Below are 21898 nucleotides of genomic sequence, written 5' to 3'. Positions count from 1 at the left end.
GGAGAAGTCGGCTCAGAGGGCGGCCTTGACCCGCGCGCAGAGCGCGTCGGTCGACAGGCCGTAGCGGTCGTGGAGGGTGGGCAGGGCACCGGCGGCGAGGAACTCGTCCGGCAGCGCGGCGGGCTGGATCCGGGTGGCGATCCCGGCGAACGCGGCGGTGGCGGCGACCGCCTCGGACAACCCGCCGACCACGGTGTGGTTCTCCGCGGTGATCACCAGGCGGTCGGTGCGCAGCTCGCGCAGGATCGTCGCGGTGTCCAGCGGCTTGATCGTCGGGACGTGCAGGACGGCGGCGTCGACGTGGTCGGCCTCGAGCCGGGCCGCGGCCTGCAGGGTCCGCATGGTCATCAACCCGGTGGAGACGAACAGCACGTCCCGGCCGGGGCGGACCAGGGCCGCCTTGCCGAGCTCGAAGCGGTAGTCGTACTCGTCGAGCACGGTGGGGACCTTGCCGCGCAGCAGCCGCAGGTAGGTCGGCCCGGCGTGGTCCGCGAGCTGCGGCACGGCCTGCTCGATGTCGACCGAGTCGCAGGGGTCGACGATCGTGAGATTCGGGCAGGCGCGCAGGATCGCGAGGTCCTCGGTGGCCTGGTGGCTGGGCCCGTATCCGGTGGTCAGGCCGGGCAGCGCGCCGACGACGTTGACGTTCAGCCCGGGCTCGGCGATGTCCAGGCAGAGGAAGTCGTAGGCCCGGCGGGTCGCGAACACCGAGTAGGTCGAGGCGAACGGGACGAGCCCGACCTCGGCCAGCCCCGCGGCCGCGCCGAGCATCGCCTGCTCGGCCATGCCCATCTGGAAGAACCGGTCCGGGTTCGCGTCCCGGAACACGTGCATGTCGGTGTACTTCGCCAGGTCCGCCGACAGCCCGACGATCTCGGGCCGCTCCTCGGCGAGCCGGTTCAGGGCGTGCCCGAACGGCGCGGGCGAGGTCCGCTGACCGGGGTCGGCGAACGAGGCGATCATCGCCGAGGTGGTCAGGCGCTTCTTCGTGGGGGCGGTCATCGCTGAACTCCGTCCAGAGCATCGTGTGCGGCCGCCCACTCGTGCTCGGCGACCGGCATGAAATGGGCCTTCTCCCGGGACTCGAGGAACGGGACCCCGCGGCCGGTGCGGGTGTCGCAGATCAGCACCGACGGGCTGGTCGTCTGGTCGCGGATCTCGTCCAGGCCGGCGAGCAGGGCGTCGACGTCGTTGCCGTCGACCCGCACCGCGTGCCAGCCGAAGGCCCGCCACTTCTCGGTCACCGGCTCGGTCTTCAGCACGCCGGGGGTCGGCCCGTCGGCCTGCAGGCCGTTGACGTCGACGACCGCGGTCACGTTGGCCAGCCCGTGGTGGGCGCAGGCCATCGCGGCCTCCCAGGTCGAGCCCTCGTCGAGCTCGCCGTCGGAGAGCAGGTTGAACACCCGGGCCGGGTTGCCGCGGTGCCGCAGCCCCAGGCCCATCCCGCAGGCCACGCCGAGGCCGTGGCCCAGCGAGCCGCCGGAGATCTCCATACCGGGGGTGTAGGAGGCCATGCCGGACATCGGCAGTCGGGAGTCGTCCGAGCCGTAGGTCTCGATCTCGGCGAGCGGGATCGTGCCCGCCTCGGCCAGCGCCGCGTACAGCGCGATCGCGTAGTGCCCGATGGAGAGCAGGAACCGGTCGCGGCCGTCCCACTCCGGGTCCTCGGGGCGCAGCCGCAGCTCGCCGTCGCCCCGGCCGTAGAACACCGCGAGCACGTCGGCGACGCCGAGGGCCTGGCCGATGTAGCCCTGGCCCTGCACCTCCCCCATCGTCAGGGCGTGGTGGCGGATCCGGGTCGCGGCCGCCTCCAGCCGGGCGATCTTCGCCGCCCGTGCCGTGGTCGGGAGCGCGGTCGTCGTCATCGGGTCTCCTTCGTGGACGCCGTGGTGGTCAGCCGGGGAGCCGGCGGGTCGGCGGGCGGCCCGGCGAGGGACCGCTCGAGGGCGGCGACCTCGGCGCGCTCGGTGCGGCCCCAGGTCTCGCGGGTCAGCAGGGTCGCGACCAGGCCGAGCACGCCGTAGGCGCTGAACAGCAGGGCCGGGCCGACCCAGCCGGTGCGGGCGAACAGGGCGGTCGCGATCAGCGGGGTGAACCCGGAGACGACGGCCGAGAGCTGGTAGGCCAGCGACGCGCCGCTGGTGCGGGTGCGGGCGCTGAACAGCTCCGAGAACCAGGCGCCCTGGACGCCGGCCAGGCAGTTCTGGCAGACGGCGTAGCTGACGACGAAGGACAGCACGATCGCCACCGCCTGCCCCGTGTTGAGCAGCAGGAACAGCGGGACGCCCCACGCCACGGAGAGCACGGTGCCGATCAGGTAGACCGGGCGGCGGCCGATCCGGTCGGTGAGTGCACCCCACGTCACGGTCGCGGCGATGCCCAGGCCGGCGGCGAGCATGAGCGCGAACAGGGTCGTCGAGCGCGCGGCCAGCTCCTCGCTCGCCAGGTACGACAGCACGAAGGTGACGGAGATGGCGTAGCCGGCGGTCTCGGTGATCCGCAGGCAGAAGGCGCGAAGGACGTTGCGCCAGTCGTCGCGCAGCACCTCGAGCAGCGGGTTCTTCGCGACCTCGCCCTCGGACCTGAGGTTCTCGAACTCCGGGGACTCCTCGACCTTCAGCCGGATCACGATGCCGACGACGATCAGCACCGCGGACAGCAGGAACGGCACCCGCCACGCCCACTGCTCCCCCAGCGGCACCGACAGCAGGAACGCGGCGTTGGCCAGCAGCAGCCCGACCGGGAACCCGGCCTGCGTGATGCCGGTGTAGAGCCCGCGCTTGCGCCACGGCGCGTGCTCGAAGGTCATCAGGATCGCACCGCCCCACTCGGCGCCGAACGCCAGGCCCTGCACGACCCGGACGGCGACGAGCAGGATCCCCGCCCACACCCCGACCTGCGCGTACGTGGGCAGGACCCCGATGAGGACGGTCGCGATGCCCATCAGCAGCAGCGAGCCGACCAGCACCGGCTTACGGCCGATCCGGTCGCCGAGGTGCCCGCCGATGATCCCGCCCAGCGGGCGTACCGCGAACCCGATGCCCAGCGTCGCGAAGGACAGCAGGGTCCCCGAGAGCGGGTCGGTCGACGGGAAGAAGACGTGGTTGAAGTACAGGGCCGCGGCCGTGCCGAAGCCGATGAAGTCGTAGGTCTCGATCGTCGCCCCGATCGACGAGCCGAGGGCGACCCGCTTGCGGGCCGGTGTGCCCAGCACCGCGGGCGCGTGTTCTCCAGACATGTGATCTCCGCTGATCCGTCGTCGGCCGAGTCGTCGCGGACTCTGTCTCGACAGTCCGACTGTTAACACTCGGCAGTGATGGAGAAACCATGCGGCCTCGCGGCCCCACTGTCAACAGTCGGACAGAACTTTCCCGAAGACGGACGAGTGGAGGGTCAGCGGGCGGGGGTGCTCGTGAAGTGGTCGGCGGCCGCGGCCATGTGCTCCTCCACCACGGCCAGCGCGCCCGGGAGGTCACCCCGCTCGATCGCCTCGATGATCGGCGCGTGCCGGCCCGGCGTCATCATCGCCGGCGCCTCCTCCGGGTCCCGGTTCATGATCGTGACCCGGATCCGGCCCTCCAGGTGCCGCCAGGACTCGACCAGCATCGGGTTGCCGGACAGCTCGCAGAGCCGCACGTGGAAGCCCAGGTCGGCCTCCACCTTCGCCGCGAAGTCCTCCCCCGCGCCGGCGAGCTCGTCGACCGCCGCGCGCAACGCGGCCACCGCCGCCGAGCGGTCCGGCCGCGCGATGATCTCCGTGACGGCCAACCCCTCGAGCGCGGCCCGCACCCGGAACAGGCCCCGGATCTCCTCGGCCGACAGGGTGTTCACGCGGAGCATCCCGCGGTGGCCCGCGGTCACCAGGCCCTCCTGCTGGAGGTGCCGCAACGCCTCGCGCACGGTCCCCCGGCTCACCCCGAGCCGGCCCGCGAGCTCGACCTCGCCCAGGTGGTCCCCCGGCCGGTACGCCCCGGAGGTGATCGCCGAGCGCAGCGCCCTCAACACGCGCTCACGCAACGTGCTGCGGTCGATGTTCGGCAACGGCTCGACGGACACGGGACTCCCTCCGACTGTCGACAGACTACCTGCCGACAACGGCAGGTCCGGGGCGCGACCCGGCCGACTCACCCACGGCGGGCGGTGCCGATCCGCGCCGAGACGCCGACGGTCGACCCCAGCACGCCCCGCCGGGGTGGTCGAGGTGCAGGAGTGGCCGATGTCCGCGGTGGACGACCTGAGTGAGCTCGTCGAGCGCGCGGGGGCGGCGGAACGGGCCGCGCTCTCGTCGAAGTGGAAGGAGCGTCCGGAGGTCGACGCCCTGAGGTCGAGAGTCGGGCGGGTCCTCGCCGAACACCGGGCGGCCGAGCGGCGGTCGACCGGGGGCGACGGGCTCGACCCCAGGCGGGCGGCCCTGCGCGAGGCGTTCCTGGAGGGCTCCGACCTGGACGGCCCCGCCGTCGACAGCACCGGCCTCGACGGCGCCGACCCGCCTGCGGACGGGTCGTCCGAGAGCGCGGGACCCGTCTCCCACGACGACGCCGCCCGGGCCGAACGCGACGCGGTCGCCGCGGTGGGCGTCGCGCGGCTGGCCCTGCTCGAGGCCCACCTCGCCGTCCTCGACGCCCGGCTCGCCCGCATCGACGCCGGCGAGGACGAACCCGGCGCCGCGGCCGTCGACGGCCACCTCCCGCTGCAAGGGCGCAACGCGGTCAGCCGGCACGGGCCCGCGCTGGCCCACGGCCTGCGCGGAGAGATCGCCTACATCCTGCGTCGCCGCCCGCGCACCGCCGTCAAGAGCCTGGCGGTGAGCCTGGCCCTGGGCCTGCTCTACCTCGGCTTCATCCGCGTCTTCGAGTGGGACAGGGACCAGAGGTGGTTGCCCTACCTGGGGCTCTGGGTGATCTCGGTGATGCTGGGCGGGGCGGTGTGCATCAACGCGATGTGCTTCGACGCCCTGCGGGTCCGGGCCGCCCTCGAGGGCGGCTCCCGGCTCTGGCACCTGCTGGTGATCAAGAACCTCGCCGTCGCGGCGCTCATCGCCCCGATCGGGTTCCTGCTCAGCGGCCTGCTCGCCTGGCGGGCCGGTGACGCCGGCGCGATCGTCAAGGCCTGCGCGCTGGTCGTCTGCTTCATCCTGCTCTGGCTCGGGGTCGGCAACGTCCTGTCGGTGCTGCTGCCCGTGCGCGACGAGCCGATCCTGAGACGCAAGCAGTCCGGGAGCCTGAAGCAGTTCGCCATCGCGTTCGTGGTCGCCTACGCGATCGGCTACCTGGTCAACCTGATGCTGCTGTGGCGCATCCTCGCCGCGCAGGGGCTGGCCCAGCGGCTCGGTGGGTGGGTGATCCCGATCCTGCTCATCGTGCTGAGCAGCCTCGCCATGTGGTTCCTGCTGACCGTCTTCGCGGTCGCCCTGTCCCAGCAGCCGAAGATCCGCCGCGCCCTGCTGCGGGAGATCGCCGAGCAGACCGCGAACGCCGAGGCCCGGCCCGCGGCCGAGGCCCGTCAGGCGGCCTGAGCACATCCCGGGAACCGGGTGGGCGCGCTAGCGTTCCTGCGACCCCGCACCACCCACCCGAGGAGCAGCCGGTGACCACCACCACCGAACTGCGGACCCGGCTCGTCGACCGGCTCGCCTGGTCCCGCGACGCCTCGCACTTCGCACTCGTCCCGCAGGCCGTGGCGGTGCCCGCCGACGCGGCCGCCGTCGGCTCGTTGTTCGCCGACGCCGCGCTGACCGGCGTCCCGCTGACCTTCCGGTCGGGCGGCACGAGCCTGTCCGGGCAGGCCGGGACCGAGGGGATCCTCGTCGACACCCGCCGGCACTTCCGCGGCATCGAGGTGCTCGACGACGGCGCCCGGGTGCGCACGGGGCCCGGCGCCACCGTCCGGCAGGTCAACGCCCGGCTCGTCCCCCACGGCCGCAAGATCGGCCCGGACCCGGCGAGCGAGTCCGCCTGCACCCTGGGCGGGGTCGTGGCCAACAACTCCAGCGGCATGGCCTGCGGCACCACGGCCAACAGCTACGCCACCCTGGACTCGCTGGTCCTGGTGCTGCCGTCGGGCACCGTCCTGGACACCGCGGCGCCCGACGCCGACGACCGGCTGCGCGCCCTCGAGCCCGAGCTGCACGCGGGGCTGGCCCGGCTCCGCGACCGGGTCCGGGACGACCCGGCCCTGCGCGCCCGCGTCGAGCAGCAGTTCTCGATGAAGAACACCATGGGCTACGGGCTGAACTCGCTGCTCGACCACACGCGCCCGGCGGACGTGCTGGCCCATCTCGTGGTGGGCAGCGAGGGCACGCTGGCGTTCATCGCGTCGATCGTGCTGCGCACCGTGCCGCTGCTCCCGCACGCCCGCACCGGGCTGCTGGTCTTCTCGGACCTCGCCGGCGCGACGGGCGCGCTGCCGGAGATCGTGGCCACCGGGGCGACCACCGTCGAGCTGCTCGACGCGACCTCGCTGCGGGTCGGGCAGACCGACCCCCGGGCGGACGCGGCGCTGCGGGCGCTGGAGGTCGACCGGCACGCGGCGCTGCTCGTCGAGTACCAGGCCGCGACCGCGCAGGAGGCCGACGAGCTGGCCGGCGCCGCCACCGGTGTGCTCGGCACGCTGCCGGTGTCCGGGCCGCGCACCCTGGCCGCCGACCCGGCCGCGCGGGCCGCGCTGTGGCACATCCGCAAGGGCCTCTACGCCACCGTCGCGGGCGCCCGCCCGACCGGCACCACGGCGCTGCTGGAGGACGTGGTCGTCCCGGTGCCGGCGCTGCTGCCCACGTGCGAGGCGCTGAGCCGGCTGTTCGACAAGCACGAGTACGACCACGCCGTCATCTTCGGGCACGCCAAGGACGGCAACATCCACTTCATGCTGACCGAGCGGCTCGGCGGCGACGTCCCGCTGGACCGCTTCGCCCGGTTCACCGACGACATGGTCGACCTGGTCCTCGGGCACGGCGGCTCGCTCAAGGCCGAGCACGGCACCGGTCGGATGATGGCCCCGTTCGTCCGCCGGCAGTACGGCGACGAGCTCTACGAGGTGATGCGCGAGATCAAGCGGCTGTGCGACCCGCGCGGCGTGCTCAACCCGGGCGTGCTGATCGACGAGGACCCCGAGGGGCACCTGCGGCACCTCAAGAGCGCCCCGGCCGTCGAGCAGGAGGTCGACCGCTGCGTGGAGTGCGGGTTCTGCGAGCCCGTGTGCCCGAGCCGGGACCTGACGACCACCCCGCGACAGCGGATCGTGCTGCGCCGCGAGATGCAGCGGGCCCGCGAGACCGGCGACACGGCGCTCCTGGCCGAGCTGGAGCGGGACTACGAGTACGACGCCATCGACACCTGTGCCGCGGACGGGATGTGCCAGACCGCCTGTCCCGTCCTGATCAACACCGGTGACCTGGTGAAACGGCTGCGCGCGGAGCAGGTGGGCCCGCTCGCGCAGCGGGGCTGGGTCGTCGCGGCGAAGCACTGGGCGGGCACGACCCGCGCCGCGGCCACCGCCCTGACCGCCGCCGACGCCCTCCCGGACCGGCTCGTCGCCGGCACGACCGCACTCGGCCGGCGGGTCGTCGACCCGGAGGTCCTGCCCGCCTGGTCCCCCGAGCTGCCCCGCGGCGGCAGGCCCCGGTCCGACACGGGCCGCCCGGACGCGGACGCCGTGCTGTTCGCCTCCTGCACCGGCACCATGTTCGGCCCCGCCGGCGGCGGACGTTCCGGGGAGCAGGGCGCCGCCGCGGCGTTCGAGCGGCTCTGCGCCCGCGCCGGGGTCGTCCTCACCCGGCCCGCCGGGGTGGCCTCGCTGTGCTGCGGCACGCCGTGGAAGTCGAAGGGCCTCACCGACGGGTACGCCGAGATGGCCCGCCGGGTGCTGCCGGCGCTGTGGGAGGCGACCCGCGGCGGCGAGCTTCCCGTCGTCGGCGACGCGTCCTCCTGCACCGAGGGCCTCCGCGGTCTGGTCGCCGACGCCGAGGACGAGCGGTACTCCGCGATCCGGGTGGTCGACGCCGTCGCCTACACCGCCGAGCAGCTGCTCCACCGGCTGACGATCACCCCGCTCGACTCGCTCGCCCTGCACCCCACCTGCTCGGCGGTCCGGATGGGGCTCGACGGCCCGCTGCGCACGGTCGCCGCGGCCGTCGCCCGCTCGGTCACGGTCCCCGCCACCTGGGGCTGCTGCGGGTTCGCCGGCGACCGCGGGCTGCTCCACCCGGAGCTGACGGCCGCGGCCACCGCGCCGCAGGCCGCCGAGCTCGCCGGCCGGACGTTCGACGCCCACGCCTCCTGCAACCGGACCTGCGAGCTCGGGATGACCCGCGCCACCGGACGGCCCTACGAGCACGTGCTCGAGGTGCTCGACCGGGTCAGCGCGGGGCCGGGTCCAGCAGGGCCATGAGGCGCTCCCCCGCCGCCTCCGGCAACCGGCGCCGGCTGCGGAGGTGCCGGAAGACGGGCGCGAGGAGGTCGTCGGCGAGCAGCGCCGCCCGCGGCAGCGGGCGGTCGAGCGGGCGCACGACGACGGCGGCGTGCCAGCCGCCGTCCGCGCGGGGCTCGGCGTCGGCGGTGAACTCGACGAGCGCGACGACACCTCCGCCCGGCCCGGTTCGGTAGACCGCCGCCCGCTCCCCGGCGCGGGTGGACCGCAGGCAGCACGGCGCGGCGGGCGGGTCGCTCAGCTCGTCGGCGTTCCACAGCAGGACGGAGCTCGGGACGGCGGTGCGCACTCCGCGGTGCTACCCGCGCTGCCGCTCGAGATCCTCCTTCAGCGCCTCCAACCGGTCCCGCCACCAGGCCCTGACCTTCTCCGCCGCGGCGGCGTCGGGCAGCCGGGAGTGCTCGACGGCGACGACGCAGCGGCCCGGGTCCTTGGCGTCGATCGTGATCGCGACCCGTCCGCCGGGCTCCTCGACGTGGTCGAAACGCGCCCGCCTCGGCCGCGTGGCGGTGCGCTCGCGCAGCTCGGCGCCCAGCCACGCGCGGCGCGGCTCCTCCGCGACGACGGCGTCGAACACCGCCTCGACGGGCACGGCGACCGTGCGGGAGGCCGTGACCGTGAAGCCGTCGTCCTTCTGCCCCACGACCTTGCCGCCGCGGGCCCGCTCATAGCTGGTGGTGACGGCCTGCGCGGCCCACACCAGCGGCCCGATGCCCAGCAGGTCCGCCACGAACCGGGAGATCTCGCGGTGCGGGCGCCCGGCCATGCCCTCGGCGTCGAGCAGGTCGAACCACTCCTCCCAGCCGCGGCCGGTGCGCTCCCGGATCGCGGCGTCGGAGGTGACCAGGACCGGGGCGGGGCCCGGCTCCGGGGCGGCCAGCAGCCTCGCGCGGGCGGCGGTGTAGCTCTCCCCGGTCTTCGCCATGCGGGCCCGCACGAGCCTCTTGAAGGAACGGTGCTCGGTCATCTCGCGTCCTCTCCGCGGCGGCGACCCACGATCCACGCTCGTGCGATCCCCGCCGGAGAAGGCGTGGTGCGACCGGCACCCCGAGGGCCCGCGCCCCCTTTGCCCCCGCTGGCCGGTGGCGTGGACACCGGATCCGGAGGTTGGGCGCAGGACGGCGCCCGTGGCGGGGACGCTAGCAGGGGCCGGGACGTGGAGGGAAGGACCGGGCGGCGTCGGCGAAGCGGCGGGAGAGCTGTGCGAAGGCCGCCCTCAGCTCCGCCGGCCCGACGACCTCGATCTCGGCGTCGAACCGGCCGATACTGGCCGCCAGCCCCACCCACGACCAGGCCCCGAGGACGAGCCGGCAGCGGTCCGGGCCGAGCTCCTCGACGATCCCGTCGCCCGCGAACGGCGACACCTCGGCCGCGGGCCGCGCGAGGACGACCTCGCCGCGGCAGGGCCAGGTGCCGGAGCCGGTCGAGCCCCGGAACCGGTCGGCCACGAAGGCCGCGACGTCGCCGCCGGGCACCTCGCGCGGCACGAACCGCGGGCCCGTCGGGGTGCGCGGGGTGATCCGGTCGGCGCGGAAGGTCCGCCAGTCGCCGCGCTCGAGGTCCCAGGCCACGAGGTACCACCGGCCGCCCCGCGTGAGGAGGTGGTGAGGCTCCACCCGCCGCGGCGGTTCGTCGCCCGTCCCGTAGGCGAACCGCACCACCTCGCGGGCGCGCACGGCCGCGCCGAGCGCCACGAGCACGGCACCGTCCACCGGGGGCCGCGAGCCGACGGCGGTGACCTCCAGCGCGTCGATCCGGTGCCGCAGGCGCGCGGGCATCACCTGGCGGACGGTGGTCAGGGCGCGTGCCGCGGCCTCGCCGATCCCGGCGCCCGAGGTGGCCGCGGTCTGCAGCGCCACGGCGAGGGCGACGGCCTGGTCGTCGTCGAACAGCAGGGGTGGCAGGTCGGTGCCCGGGGCGAGCCGGTACCCGCCGTCGGGCCCCTTGATCGCCCGGACCGGGTAGCCGAGCTCCCGGAGCCGGTCCACGTCCCGGCGCACGGTGCGCGGACTGACCTGCAGCCGCTCGGCGAGCAGCGACCCCGGCCAGTCCCGCCGCGCCTGCAGGAGGGAGAGCAGAGACAGCAGTCTCGCCGAGGTGTGACGCACGGCCCCGATGATGCCCCGAGAAGAGGCCGGTACCTGACCTCTTCTGTCGAGAGGCTGGGCTCGCACCCACCGAGAGGACACACCATGACCGAGCAGACCCTCACCGTCGACCCCGAGCGCACCGCCCTCCTCGCGGAGCTCGCCACCGCCCGCGCCGCCCTGGTCGCGACCACCCGAGGCTTGACCGACGAGCAGGCCGGCGCGCGCCCCACCGCCAGTACGCTGTGCCTGGGCGGGTTGATCAAGCACGTGGCATCCGTCGAGGAGGGGTGGATGCGGTTCGTCGTCGAGGGCCCGTCGGCCATGTCCTACGACCTGCCCGAGGGCGTGAGCTGGGCGGACTTCGCGGCCGGTACCGCCCGCGAGTACCCGCAGTGGGCGATCGACCATCAGAACGAGTTCCGGATGCTGCCCGGCGACACCCTCGCCGGGGTCGTCGCGCGCTACGAGCAGGTCGCGGCCCGCAGCGAGGAGGTCGTCGCGGCGCTCCCCGACCTGTCCGCGACGCACCCGCTGCCCGAGGCGCCGTGGAACGAGCCCGGCGGCGTGCGCAGCGCGCGCCAGGTGCTGGTGCACGTGATCGCCGAGACCGCCCAGCACGCCGGGCACGCGGACATCCTCCGCGAGTCGATCGACGGCCGCACCGCGAGCTGACATCACTGTGCCCGTGACCCGCCTCGGCGCCCGTGCGCTCAACCGCGCGACGCTCGCCCGCCAGCTCCTGCTCGACCGAGCGGATCTCCCGATCCTCGCGGCCGTCGCGCACCTGTGCGGCCTGCAGGCCCAGGAACCGCAGGAGCCGTTCGCAGGACTCTGGTCGCGGCTGCGGGCGTTCGACCCGGAGGTGCTGTCGGGCCTGCTCGTCGACCGGCGGGTCGTCCGGACCACGTTGATGCGGCGCACCATCCACCTCGTCACCGCGGAGGACGCGCTGGCCTGGCGGGCGCGACACCACGCGATGCTCCGCCAGCGGATGCTCGGGGTGTACCGGCGCGACCTCGACGGGGTGGACCTCGACGAGGTCGCGGCGGCGGCCGCGGAGGTGATGGCCGACGGCACGCCGCGCACCATGCCGGAGCTCGGGCGCGTGCTGGCCGAGCGCTGGCCTTCGGCCGGGCCGCGACCGCTGGGCGAGGCGGCGGTGGCCGCGCTGGTCCCGATGGTGCAGCTCCCGCCGCGCGGGGTGTGGCGACGAACCGCGGGCGCGCAGAACCTCCCGATGGCCGCCTGGCTCGGCCGCGACTGCGACCCGCCCGCGCCGGACGGGACGGACCCCGTCGGGCGGGACCTGGTCCGTCGCTACCTCGCCGCGTTCGGCCCGGCCGCCACCGCGGACCTGCGCGCCTGGTCCGGGCTCGCCGGGCTGCCCGGCGCGGTCGCCGCGGTCCGGGACGAGCTGGTCTCCTTCCGGGACGAGCGCGGCCGTGAGCTGCTCGACCTGCCGGACGCGCCTCGTCCCGACCCCGACACCCCGGCCCCGGTGCGGTTCCTCCCGGCCTTCGACAACGCGCTGCTCGGCTACGACGACCGCAGCCGCATCGTCGACGCGGACCACCGCGGCCTGTCCGTGGCGGGCGAGCGCGCCGTCCTCGTCGACGGCCGCGTCGCCGGCCTGTGGACCGTCGACGACGGCACGGTGACCGTCACTCCCCTGCGGCGGTTCTCCCGGGCCGACCGGGCCGCGGTCGCCGAGGAGGGACGGGCGCTGGCCGGCTTCCTGTCCGCCGGCGACCACCATCGCGTGCGGGTGGCGGCCTCGCGCCGGTGATCCCGTGCTCAGTAGGCGCGGCCGAGCAGCACGGTGTGCCGGGCGGGCTCCCCGGTGACGAGGCAGGTGGGGGCGGGCGGCTCGGCGTCGACCAGGCAGCGGATCGTGGCGCCGGTCCGCTCGCCGAGCACCCGTTCCGACTCCTCGGCGCCGGACCAGGCGGCGAGGAACAGCCCGCCCTCCCCGACCCGCGCCGTGAACTCGTCGAGGTCGGTGACCGGGTGGGTGTGCTCCTCCCGGAACGTGCGCGACGCGGCGAGCAGCCCGTCCTGGATCTCGTCGAGCAGAGCGACCGCGGCCCGCGCCGCGCCGTCGAGCGGGGCCGAGGTCTTGCTGCGGTCGTCGCGGCGGACCAGGGTGGCCCGCCCCGAGACGAGCTCCCGCGCGCCCAGCTCGATCCGGACCGGGACGCCCTTCAGCTCCCAGTCGACCGAGCGGCGCCCGAACGACGTGTGGGTACGGGCGTCGAGGTGGGCGCGGACCCCCGCGCCACGCAGATCCGCCTCGAGACGCGCGGCCGCCGCGGCGACCTCGGCCTCCTCGTCGAGCTGCAGGACCACCACCTGGTGCGGCGCGATCGCCGGCGGCAGCCGCAGCCCGTGGTCGTCGCCGTGGACCATGATCACCCCGCCGATCATGCGGGTCGACGTGCCCCAGGACGTGGTGGCGGCGTGCCGGTGCTCCCCCTCGGCGTCGGAGAACCGGATGTCGAAGGCGCGGGCGAAGTTGTGGCCCAGATCGTGGCTGGTCCCCATCTGCAGCGCCTTGCCGTCGCGCATCAGCGCCTCGCAGGTGTAGGTGTGCTCGGCCCCGGCGAACCGTTCGCCCGGCGACTTCTCGCCGGTCACCACGGAGATCGCGAGCGTCTCCTCCATGAACCGCCGGTAGACCTCGAGCATGCGCCGGGTCTCCTCGACCGCCTCCTCCCGGGTGGCGTGCGCGGTGTGCCCCTCCTGCCAGAGGAACTCGGTGGTGCGCAGGAACAGTCGTGGGCGCAGCTCCCAGCGCACCACGCTGTTCCAGAGGTTGAGCATCAGCGGCAGGTCCCGGTGGGACTGCACCCACCGGGCGAAGTAGTGGTTGACGACCGTCTCGGACGTCGGGCGCACCGCCAGCGGCTCGGCGAGCTCCTCCCCGCCGCCGTGGGTGACCACGGCCAGCTCCGGAGAGAAGCCGTCGACGTGCTCCTGCTCCTTCTCGAGGAAGCTCATCGGGATGAACATCGGGAACGCGGCGTTCACGGCACCGGTCGCCTTGATCCGCCGGTCCATGTCGGCCTGCATGAGCTCCCAGATCGCGTAGCCCCACGGTCGGACGACCATGCTCCCGCGCACCGGGCCGGTCTCGGCCAGTTCGGCGCGAGCGACGACGTCCTGGTACCAGGCGGGGAAGTTCGCCGCCTGCGGGGTGAGCACTGCCTTGGCCACGGTCCGGTCTTCCGCTGCGGGTGTGCCTGCGGCACACCGGGAATCATGAGCTGACAGCGGGAACGCTAGCCGGGTGCGGCAATCGGTTATCCCGGACGAATGCGTTATCGGGGACGGCCGGGCACGGTACGGTCGGCCGATGCTGGCGCGAGCGTGGGGAATGGGCCGGTCCCTGGCGATGTACCACGGCATCCCCGGCCGGCACCGGCGGATGGTGCGGTTCTACCGGCAGTTCCTCGGCCCCGGCGACCTCGCGCTCGACGTCGGCGCGCACGTGGGCAGCCGGGTGCGGGCGTGGCGGCGGATCGGCGCCCGGGTGATCGCGGTCGAGCCGCAGCCGGACTGTGTGCGGGTGCTACGCCTGTTCTTCGGCCGCGATCGCGGCGTGACGATCCTGCCCGGCGCGGTCGGCGCCGAGTCGGGGCGCGCGCGGATCGGCGTGTCCACCCGGACCCCGACGGTCTCGTCGATGTCGCCGGACTGGATCCGGACCGTCTCCGCCGACAGCGGGTTCTCCTGGGTGCGGTGGGACCACGAGGTCGAGGTCGACGTCGTGACCCTCGACGACCTCGTCGCCGCGCACGGCACCCCGGCCTTCTGCAAGATCGACGTCGAGGGCTTCGAGGCCGAGGCGCTGGCCGGGCTCCACACGCCGGTGCGGGCGCTGTCGTTCGAGTACCTGCCGCCCGCGCACGACGCCGCACTGGCCGCCCTCGACCTCGTGGCGGACCTCGGGTCCTACACCTACAACTACTCCCCCGTCGAGACCCTGCGGTTCGCGAGCGACCGCTGGCTCACGGCCGACGAGCTGGTGCGGCTGCTGGAGCGGTACCGCCCGCTCGGCCGCTCCGGCGACGTCTACGCGCGGCTGTCCGCCCCCGCTTCCTGACGCGGCGGGGGCACCGGCACCCAGCCGACGTACTTGCCGGTGCGGCCGTCGCCGGAGGAGCGGCCGCGCAGGCGCCGCCCGATCCAGGGCAGGACGTGCTCGCGGTAGTACCGCAGCTCCGCCGTCAGCCGGCGGTTCCGGGGCGAGTCGGTGCGCACCTCCTGCACCGCCGCGCCCTCGCCGAGCGCCGCCAGGACCAGCGCGGCGACGCGCCGGTGGCCCTCGGCGTTGAGGTGGAGGCGGTCGGGCGACCAGTACTCCGGCCGGCGGATCTCGGTGTCGTGGAAGACGTCGACGAGCTCGACGCCGTGCGCCGCGGCGATCTCCGCCACGCGGGTGGTGAGGAGCTCGGCCCGGGCGTGCACGGCCCGCCCGAACGGCAGCTGCGACGAGGGGTCGGCGCCGCTGAGCAGGACGAGCCGCACGCCGGCATCGGTGCACCGCTGCACGGCCCGCTCCGTCAGCGCGGCCAGCCGCTCGACGTCCGCCCGCGGGCGCAGCATGTCGTTGCCGCCGCCGTTGAGGGTCATCAGCGTGGGCGCGGGGTCGAGGGCCAGCGCGGCGTCGAGCTGCTCGGTGACGACGGGTTCGAGCAGGCGCCCGCGGATCGCGAGGTTGGCGTACCGGACGCCCTCGGGCCGGGTGGCCGCGAGCCCCGCCGCCACCCGGTCGGCCCATCCCCTGGTCGTCCCGTCGGGCTGCTCGTCCCCGACGCCCTCCGTGAAGCTGTCCCCGATCGCCACGTACCGCACGCGGCCATTGTCCCCGCGGCCCGATCGGCCCCTCGACACCCTCGCTGAGCGAACGTTCGTGAAGTAGGGTCGACAGCGGTGATCACCGGCGATCAGAGGAGTGGTACGGAATGGCGGTCAAGCTCCGGCACGGCGTCTTCATGGCCCCCTTCCACCGGACGGACGAGAACCCGACCCTGCTCTTCCGGCAGGACCTGAAGCTGATGGAGCTGCTCGACGACCTCGGCTTCCAGGAGGCCTGGATCGGCGAGCACCACTCGGCGGGCATGGAGACCATCGCGTCCCCGGAGCTGTTCATCGCGGCGGCGGCCGAGCGCACGCGGCACCTGCGGCTGGGCACCGGGGTGGTGTCGCTGCCGTACCACAACCCGCTCATGGTGGCCGACCGGATCGTGCAGCTCGACCACATGACGCAGGGCCGCGTGATGTTCGGCGCCGGGCCCGGCCTGCTGGCGTCGGACGCGCTCATGCTGGGCATCGACCCGGCGGTCCAGCGCGACCGGATGGCCGAGGCGCTCGACGTGATCCTCCGGCTGTTCCGCGGCGAGGTCGTGACCGAGCGGACCGACTGGTACGAGCTGGTCGAGGCGCGCCTGCACCTCCCGCCCTACTCCGACCCGCACCCCGAGGTGTGCGTGGCCAGCGCCGTGACCCCGTCGGGCGGCCGCCTGGCCGGCCGGTACGACCTCGGCATGTTGTGCGTCGCGGCGGGCGAGAACGCCGGGTTCGACGCCCTCGACGTCAACTGGCGGGTGGCGAACGAGGTCGCCGCCGAGCACGGCCGCACGATGGACCCGAGCCGGTTGCGGCTCGTCGTCGGGATGCACCTCGCGGAGACCCGCGAGGAGGCGATGGCGCAGGCCCGGCACGGCCTGCAGGCCCAGGTCGACTACCTGAACAACAACATGCCGCGGATCTTCGTCCCCGACGGCGTCGACCTCGTGGAGTGGTACGCGGAGCAGGGGGCGGGCGTGATCGGCACGCCGGACGACGCGATCGCCCGGATCGAGCGCCTGCAGCAGAAGATGCCGGGCTTCGGCGCCCTGCTCCTCAACGCCCACGACTGGGCCACGTGGGAGAACACGAAGCGCTCCTACGAGCTCTACGCCCGGTACGTCATCCCGCACTTCGAGCGGTCGAACGCGCCCCGGCAGGCCTCCTACCGGTGGGTCACGGAGCACCAGTCCGAGCTCACGGAGAAGCGCACCGCCGCGGCCCGGGCGATGTTCGACAAGCACGAGGCGGAGTGGGCCGCGAAGCGGTCGGACGAGCCGTCGGGCAACGGGGCGCGACCGGCGGCGGGGCGGGAGTCCGCCTTCGGCTGATCGCCTCTCGACGGACGGGCACGTCCCCCGATCACCCGATCCCCGGGTCATCCCGGGGCCCGGTCGGCCGGTCGATCCCGGCGGCGTCCCCTTCGGACGACCCTGTGGATCACCGCACCACACCGACCGGAAGAGGGAACCATGACCACCGCCGTCCGCACCCCGCCGTCCAGCCCGGCCCCCGCCGCCGGCCCGCCGCCCGACCGCCGGGCGATCCGCCGGATCAACCTCGCCAGCATGGCCGGCACCACGATCGAGTACTACGACTACTTCATCTACGGCACGGCCGCCGCGCTCGTCTTCGACAAGGTGTTCTTCCCGAGCATGGGCGGCGTCACCGGCGCGATCGCGGCGTTCGGGACCTTCGCCGTGGCGTTCGTGTTCCGGCCCGTGGGGTCCATCCTGTTCGGTCACATCGGCGACCGGCTCGGCCGCAAGCGCACGCTGATCCTCACGCTGATGATGATGGGCCTGTGCACCGTCGCGGTCGGGCTGTTGCCCGGGGCGGCGACGATCGGGATCGCCGCGCCGATCCTGCTGGTCGCCCTCCGCGCCGTGCAAGGCCTCGCCGTCGGCGGGGAGTGGGCCGGTGCCGCCCTGTTCGCGTCCGAGAACGCCCCGGACGGGCGGCGCGGCCGGTTCGCCCTCTACCCGCAGGTCGGCGCCACCGTCGCCTTCGCGCTCGCCGCGGGCACCTTCCTCGTCGTCGACCTGGGGATCGGCGAGACGAGCGCGGCCTTCCTCAGCTGGGGCTGGCGGGTGCCGTTCGTGCTCAGCGCGCTGCTGATCGGGGTCGGGCTGTACGTGCGCCTCCACACCGAGGAGACGCCGGTCTTCACCGCCGCCGCCCGCACACCCCGCCGCCGCGGGGTGCCGTTCCTCGAGGTGTGGCGACGCCAGCCCCGGACGATGCTGCTGGCGACCGGCCTGACGACCGGGATCTTCGCCGTCATGTCCATCGCCTCGGTCTACCTGACGAGCTACGCGACGAGCGCCCTCGGGATGAGCACGGCGGGCATCCTCGTGATCGACATCATCGGGGGGATCGCCACGGTCGCGATCACCGCCACCGCCGCCGTCCTCTCCGATCGGTTCGGACGGCGTCCGCTCGTCCTGGCGGGATGCATCGCGCTGGCCGTGTGGTCGCTGGTGCTCTTCCCGCTCATCGACACCCGCTCGCCCCTCGCGATCGGCACCGGCATCGTCGTCCTGCTCGGCCTGATCGGCCTGGCCTACGGTCCGCTCGGCGCCTACCTGCCCGAGATGTTCTCCACCCGGCACCGCTACACCGGCGCCGGCCTGAGCTACAACCTGGGCGGGGTCCTCGGTGGAGCGGGCATCCTGCTGGCCGCCGCCCCGCTGGCCGCCTCCGGCTGGGGCCCGATCGCCCTCGGGGTCTGCACGGCGGCGCTGGTGCTGATCTCCGTCGGCTGCCTGTGGGTCCTCCCGGAGACGCGCGACACCTCGCTCACCGACGTGTGAGACGCACCCGCCACGAGGTCCCGGCCGGAAGGGCCGGGACCTCGTGCGCGGCCGGGATCATCCGACCGGGTACCCGGTGCCGGGCAGCAGCGGCAGGCCGTAGAGCGCGCTCGCGTTGCCACCGAGGATCCGGCCGAACCGGTCGTGGTCCCGCCGGACCGACAGCGGGAAGGACTCCGGCTCGTCGAAGTCCCAGTGCGGGTAGTCGGAGGAGAACATCAGCTTGTCGGCCATGCCGGAGGACTCGAAGAGGGTGAGGACGTCGTCGAACCAGCGGGGGTTCTCCGGCTCCTCCATCGGCTGCGTGGTGAACCAGAGGTGGTCGCGGATGTACTCCGACGGCTTGCGCTGCAACGAGACCTCGCGCGGCATCATCCGGTGGGCGTGGTCCATCCGCCACGCCAGCGGGACCACCCAGGACCAGCCGAGCTCGACCATCGCGACCTTGAGCCCCGGGAAGCGGTCGAACGTACCCTCGAAGACCAGGCTGGCGATCACCGGGAAGTTCAGCCCGGCGAAGTCGCAGTGCTCCTCGAAGTAGAAGTTCGCGGGACCCGACGGCGTGATCCGCCGGCCGGAGAGCACATGGAAACCGACCGGCAGCCCGTAGTGCTCGCAGGCCTCCAGCACCGGCCAGTACTTGCGGTGCCCGATGCCCCGCTCGTTGTCCGGGGCGAGCATCACCTGCACCCAGCGGTCGCCCGCGGGCCCCTCCTTGCGCCGCACGATCTCCTCGACGGCCAGGTCCGGGATCTCGTACGGCAGGTTGATCGAGCCGTACCAGCGCGGGTCGTCGGCGAACCACACCTCCTCGCGGTAGGTGTTCAGCGCGGTGCAGAAGGCGGCGCAGAACTCCGCGGGCACCCGCATCCCGCCGCTGAGCGGGAAGCCGCCGATGTCGTTGAGCACGGCGGCGCTCATGTCGTAGGGGTCGAGCAGCTGTTCGCGCGCGAAGGCCGGGTCGATGCCGGGCGCCCCTCCGCCTGGCGGCACGGCGTCCCACCGGCTGGCGAACTCCCGGTGCCGGGGGCGGTCGCCGCCGGGCGCGCCCGCCCGCAGGCCGGTGTGGACGAGGTAGTCCTGCCAGCGCTGCGGCAGGTGCCGCAGCACCCCCGGGATCGCCGGGTTCATCGACGGGTGGACGTCCGCATCGATGATCCCGAGCTTCGCACCGGCCCGGACCGGGGCCTCGACGGTGGCCTCGAGCGTCATGCCGTCCCTCCCCGGACGTCGGCGGACGGGACGGGCCCGACCAGCGACCGGTCGATCTCCTTGATTGACGTGGCGCCGACCAGCGACATCGCCCGGATGATCTCGTTGTGCAGCAGCTCGAGGACCCGGTCGACGCCGGCCTCGCCACCCGCCGCCAGGGCGAACATGTAGGGCCGCCCGACGAGCACGGCGCGGGCGCCGAGCGCGAGCGCGCGGACCACGTCCGTCCCCCGCCGGACCCCGCTGTCGAGCAGGACCTCGAGCCGGCCGGCGGCCGCGTCGACGACCTCGGCGAGCACGTCGATCGTCGCCGGGGCACCGTCCAGGTTGCGGCCGCCGTGGTTGGACACCACCACGCCGTCGACGCCGAGATCGGCCATCTCGCGGACCTCGTCGCCGCGCAGCACCCCCTTGACCACCAGGGCGCCCGACCAGCGCTCCCGCAGCCGGCGGATCTCCCCCGCGCTCACGGACCGGCTGTGCATGATCGCGTCCGTGAAGTTGTCGTAGGCCCGCTTGGCGGCGAAGAGGTCCAGGCCCGCGCCTCCGGTGCCGAACAGGAAGTCCCGCGACCAGCGCGGATGGGCCAACCCGGCCAGCGCGAGCCGCGGCGACGGGGCCACCGGCAGCGTGACGCCGTTGCGCAGGTCCTTCTCCCGGTAGGGCTTGATCGGCGTGTCGATCGTGACGCACAACGTCCGGTAGCCGGCTGCCGCGACCCGGTCGACGAGCTCGTCGTTCTGCGCCTGGTCCGGCTTGAGGTAGAGCTGGTACCACAGTGGACCGCCCGCCGAGCGGATCACGACCTCCGGCCGCTCCCCCGAACCACCCGGGACGGCGTAGATCGTGCCGGCCCGCCCCGCGGCGCGCGCCACGGCCGGCTCGGCGTCGCTGTGGCACATGCGCGCGAAGCTGCACGGCGCGAGCAGCAACGGCATGGACACCGGATCGCCCAGCACCGTCGTGGTCGTGTCGACGTGCGCCACGTCGACCAGCGCCCGCGGCCGCAGCGGGATGCGCTCGAAGGACTCGGTGTTCCACCGCAGGGTGTGCTCGTCCCCCGCACCGCCGTCGACGACGTCGAACACGGCCTTCGGCATCCGCCTGCGGGCGGCGCGGCGCAGGTCCGCCACGCTGTGGGCCCGGGTCATCCTCATCCGCGACGGTCCCCCTTCCGGGCGGGCGACGGTGCCCGCTCCGCAACCGTGCCCCGCACGGGTGTCGATCGACTACGGCGGTCGTGCCGAAGTGCGGTCCGCCGCGGTTGTGCGACCCGACAAAATCCCGGCCTACGACGCCACGGACGCGCCGCCGCGCGACCCGTGCAGCCGGTCCCAGGCCAGGGCCCACCACACCTGGGCCAGGTCGTCGTAGTCGCGCAGCGAGCAGCCGGTGATCGACTCGAAGCGCGTGAGCCGGTACCGGACGGTGTTGGTGTGCAGGAAGAGCTGCTGCCGGGTCGCCTCGAGCCGGCTGCCGTTGCGCAGGTAGCGCTCGACGGTCTCCAGGATCGCCGCGCCCGAGGCGCCGAACCGCTCGAAGGGCTTCACGAAGCGGTCGTGCATGAGCTCGCCCAGGTCGTGGTCCGCGACGACGGCGGGGTGCAGGCCGAGGTCCGCCACGCTCACCACCTCGGTGCGGCCCAGCGCCAGCGCCGTCTCCAGGGCGCGCGTGGCCAGCCGGAACACCGCGGGCAGCTCGTGCAGCGGGACGGGCGGCGACACCCCGACGGCGGTCGGCGGCGGCTCGGCCGGGAGCACCGCGACGAACCCGCAGAGGTCGCCGTCGACCACCGTCATCATCCCGTTGCGGCGCTCCGCCGTGGCGGCCACGCGCAGGTAGCGCTCCATGAGCCGCAACGAGTCCGGGCCCGGTGCCGGGCGGGCCCGGAAGGCGCGGTACTCCCGGTCGCGGTCCAGGCCGTACGCCGCCGCCCCGCTCCCGATCTCCGACGCGGCCATCGAGCCGGAGATGATCCGGCGCACGAAGCCGTCCTGGTGCTCCTGCGCGCGGCGCTGCATCTCGAGCTCGGCCTCGCGGTGGCCCGCGGCGAGCGCGACCATGCTCCACGCCGACCAGGCCTGCTTGATCGCGAACAGCTCCAGCAGGAGGCTGTCGCGGTACGGCGACGGCGGCGCGAGCTCGCGCACCAGGTCCACGAAGATCTTCTGGTGCTGCATCGAGGTCTGCAGCATCTCGGCCACGCCGACGCCCTGCCGGGCGCGCTCCTCCCCGACCTCCCGCAGCGGGCCGTCGTCGTCGGCCTCCCCCGGGTGCCGGCGGGCCCGCACGCCCTCGACCGACACCGAGAGGTTGCGCCGCCAGCTCTCCCGCAGCACGTCCCGCTCGACGTGCCGGTATGCGCTGTGCGTGAACACCCGCTCCAGCATCCGGTCGGCCATCGGGCCGTGCCCGTCGAGCAGCCCGGTCTCCTGCAGCCGCGCCATCAGGGCGTCCCACGCCTCGTCCCGGGTCCCTGCGTCTCGGGCCACGGCATCCCGACGGCTCACG

The 21898-nt window shown here is 74.2% G+C and carries 19 protein-coding genes; 7 read left to right on the top strand and 12 right to left on the bottom strand.

Annotated features, from left to right (window positions below; all coding sequences use genetic code 11):
- Nucleotides 1-12 precede the first annotated feature (12 nt).
- The 4 genes from PKE99_RS26080 to PKE99_RS26065 form a co-directional block, all read right to left on the bottom strand.
- Nucleotides 13-1002, bottom strand: coding sequence for a transketolase family protein (locus tag PKE99_RS26080; protein ID WP_037050887.1), 990 nt, complete (start codon nucleotides 1000-1002; stop codon nucleotides 13-15).
- The gene (locus PKE99_RS26075; RefSeq protein ID WP_037050892.1) at nucleotides 999-1865 is read right to left on the bottom strand and encodes a transketolase; all 867 of its coding nucleotides are present in this window, start codon (nucleotides 1863-1865) and stop codon (nucleotides 999-1001) included. The genes PKE99_RS26080 and PKE99_RS26075 overlap by 4 nt, the downstream gene beginning before the upstream one ends.
- Nucleotides 1862-3238, bottom strand: a complete 1377-nt coding sequence (locus PKE99_RS26070; protein WP_037050900.1) for an MFS transporter — start codon at nucleotides 3236-3238, stop codon at nucleotides 1862-1864. Before PKE99_RS26070 ends, PKE99_RS26075 begins: the two co-directional genes overlap by 4 nt.
- A gap of 155 nt (nucleotides 3239-3393) precedes the next feature.
- Nucleotides 3394-4056 (bottom strand): GntR family transcriptional regulator, encoded by a 663-nt coding sequence (locus PKE99_RS26065; protein ID WP_037050902.1) that lies wholly within the window; start codon nucleotides 4054-4056, stop codon nucleotides 3394-3396.
- Nucleotides 4057-4216: 160 nt separating this feature from the next.
- On the opposite strand from PKE99_RS26065, the gene PKE99_RS26060 reads away from it, so the two are divergent.
- Nucleotides 4217-5515, top strand: coding sequence for a hypothetical protein (locus tag PKE99_RS26060; RefSeq protein ID WP_037051033.1), 1299 nt, complete (start codon nucleotides 4217-4219; stop codon nucleotides 5513-5515).
- Nucleotides 5516-5586: 71 nt separating this feature from the next.
- Nucleotides 5587-8385, top strand: coding sequence for an FAD-binding and (Fe-S)-binding domain-containing protein (locus tag PKE99_RS26055; RefSeq protein WP_037050908.1), 2799 nt, complete (start codon nucleotides 5587-5589; stop codon nucleotides 8383-8385).
- Here PKE99_RS26055 and PKE99_RS26050 read toward each other — a convergent pair.
- The 3 genes from PKE99_RS26050 to PKE99_RS26040 all read right to left on the bottom strand — a co-directional run bounded on the left by PKE99_RS26050 (nucleotide 8354) and on the right by PKE99_RS26040 (nucleotide 10532).
- On the bottom strand, nucleotides 8354-8713 hold the full coding sequence (locus PKE99_RS26050; RefSeq protein WP_037050910.1) for a hypothetical protein: 360 nt from the start codon (nucleotides 8711-8713) through the stop codon (nucleotides 8354-8356). The two genes, PKE99_RS26055 and PKE99_RS26050, sit on opposite strands and share 32 nt — an antisense overlap.
- A gap of 9 nt (nucleotides 8714-8722) precedes the next feature.
- Nucleotides 8723-9391, bottom strand: a complete 669-nt coding sequence (locus PKE99_RS26045) for a hypothetical protein (protein WP_037050911.1) — start codon at nucleotides 9389-9391, stop codon at nucleotides 8723-8725.
- Nucleotides 9392-9563: 172 nt separating this feature from the next.
- Complete coding sequence (locus PKE99_RS26040) at nucleotides 9564-10532, bottom strand: helix-turn-helix transcriptional regulator (protein WP_037050913.1); 969 nt, start codon at nucleotides 10530-10532, stop codon at nucleotides 9564-9566.
- 84 nt (nucleotides 10533-10616) lie between these two features.
- On the opposite strand from PKE99_RS26040, the gene PKE99_RS26035 reads away from it, so the two are divergent.
- Complete coding sequence (locus tag PKE99_RS26035; RefSeq protein ID WP_037050916.1) at nucleotides 10617-11186, top strand: DinB family protein; 570 nt, start codon at nucleotides 10617-10619, stop codon at nucleotides 11184-11186.
- Between the two features lie 13 nt (nucleotides 11187-11199).
- Entirely contained in the window at nucleotides 11200-12300 is a 1101-nt protein-coding gene (locus PKE99_RS26030; protein WP_037050918.1) for a winged helix DNA-binding domain-containing protein, read from the top strand.
- An 8-nt stretch (nucleotides 12301-12308) separates the two neighbouring features.
- Here PKE99_RS26030 and proS read toward each other — a convergent pair whose 3' ends face one another.
- Nucleotides 12309-13727, bottom strand: a complete 1419-nt coding sequence (proS, locus tag PKE99_RS26025; RefSeq protein ID WP_037050920.1) for a proline--tRNA ligase — start codon at nucleotides 13725-13727, stop codon at nucleotides 12309-12311.
- Between the two features lie 139 nt (nucleotides 13728-13866).
- Between proS and PKE99_RS26020 the strand changes: the two genes are divergently transcribed.
- Nucleotides 13867-14616 carry an FkbM family methyltransferase gene (locus PKE99_RS26020; RefSeq protein WP_037050922.1) on the top strand — a complete coding sequence of 250 codons (750 nt, stop codon included), beginning with the start codon at nucleotides 13867-13869 and terminating at the stop codon, nucleotides 14614-14616.
- On the opposite strand, the gene PKE99_RS26015 is transcribed toward PKE99_RS26020, so the two are convergent.
- The gene (locus PKE99_RS26015) at nucleotides 14586-15368 is read right to left on the bottom strand and encodes an SGNH/GDSL hydrolase family protein (RefSeq protein ID WP_051738016.1); all 783 of its coding nucleotides are present in this window, start codon (nucleotides 15366-15368) and stop codon (nucleotides 14586-14588) included. The two genes, PKE99_RS26020 and PKE99_RS26015, sit on opposite strands and share 31 nt — an antisense overlap.
- Before the next feature lie 110 nt (nucleotides 15369-15478).
- On the opposite strand from PKE99_RS26015, the gene PKE99_RS26010 reads away from it, so the two are divergent.
- Both PKE99_RS26010 and PKE99_RS26005 read left to right on the top strand, forming a co-directional pair.
- Nucleotides 15479-16693: an LLM class flavin-dependent oxidoreductase gene (locus PKE99_RS26010; protein ID WP_051738017.1), complete on the top strand. Its 1215-nt coding sequence runs from the start codon at nucleotides 15479-15481 to the stop codon at nucleotides 16691-16693.
- A 141-nt stretch (nucleotides 16694-16834) separates the two neighbouring features.
- The gene (locus tag PKE99_RS26005; protein WP_037050927.1) at nucleotides 16835-18175 is read left to right on the top strand and encodes an MFS transporter; all 1341 of its coding nucleotides are present in this window, start codon (nucleotides 16835-16837) and stop codon (nucleotides 18173-18175) included.
- A 57-nt stretch (nucleotides 18176-18232) separates the two neighbouring features.
- On the opposite strand, the gene PKE99_RS26000 is transcribed toward PKE99_RS26005, so the two are convergent.
- From PKE99_RS26000 to PKE99_RS25990, 3 genes are all read right to left on the bottom strand, one after another.
- Nucleotides 18233-19387, bottom strand: a complete 1155-nt coding sequence (locus tag PKE99_RS26000) for an amidohydrolase family protein (RefSeq protein WP_051738018.1) — start codon at nucleotides 19385-19387, stop codon at nucleotides 18233-18235.
- Nucleotides 19384-20544, bottom strand: coding sequence for an alpha-hydroxy acid oxidase (locus PKE99_RS25995; protein ID WP_037050929.1), 1161 nt, complete (start codon nucleotides 20542-20544; stop codon nucleotides 19384-19386). The genes PKE99_RS26000 and PKE99_RS25995 overlap by 4 nt, the downstream gene beginning before the upstream one ends.
- Before the next feature lie 132 nt (nucleotides 20545-20676).
- Nucleotides 20677-21897, bottom strand: coding sequence for a PucR family transcriptional regulator (locus PKE99_RS25990; RefSeq protein WP_156067955.1), 1221 nt, complete (start codon nucleotides 21895-21897; stop codon nucleotides 20677-20679).
- Nucleotide 21898: the final 1 nt, after the last annotated feature.

Source organism: Pseudonocardia halophobica (assembly GCF_027922425.1).
In the GTDB taxonomy this organism is placed as follows: Bacteria; Actinomycetota; Actinomycetes; order Mycobacteriales; family Pseudonocardiaceae; genus Pseudonocardia; species Pseudonocardia halophobica.
The sequence above is the reverse complement of the archived record's forward strand: the minus strand, read 5'-3'. Positions and strand labels throughout refer to the sequence as shown.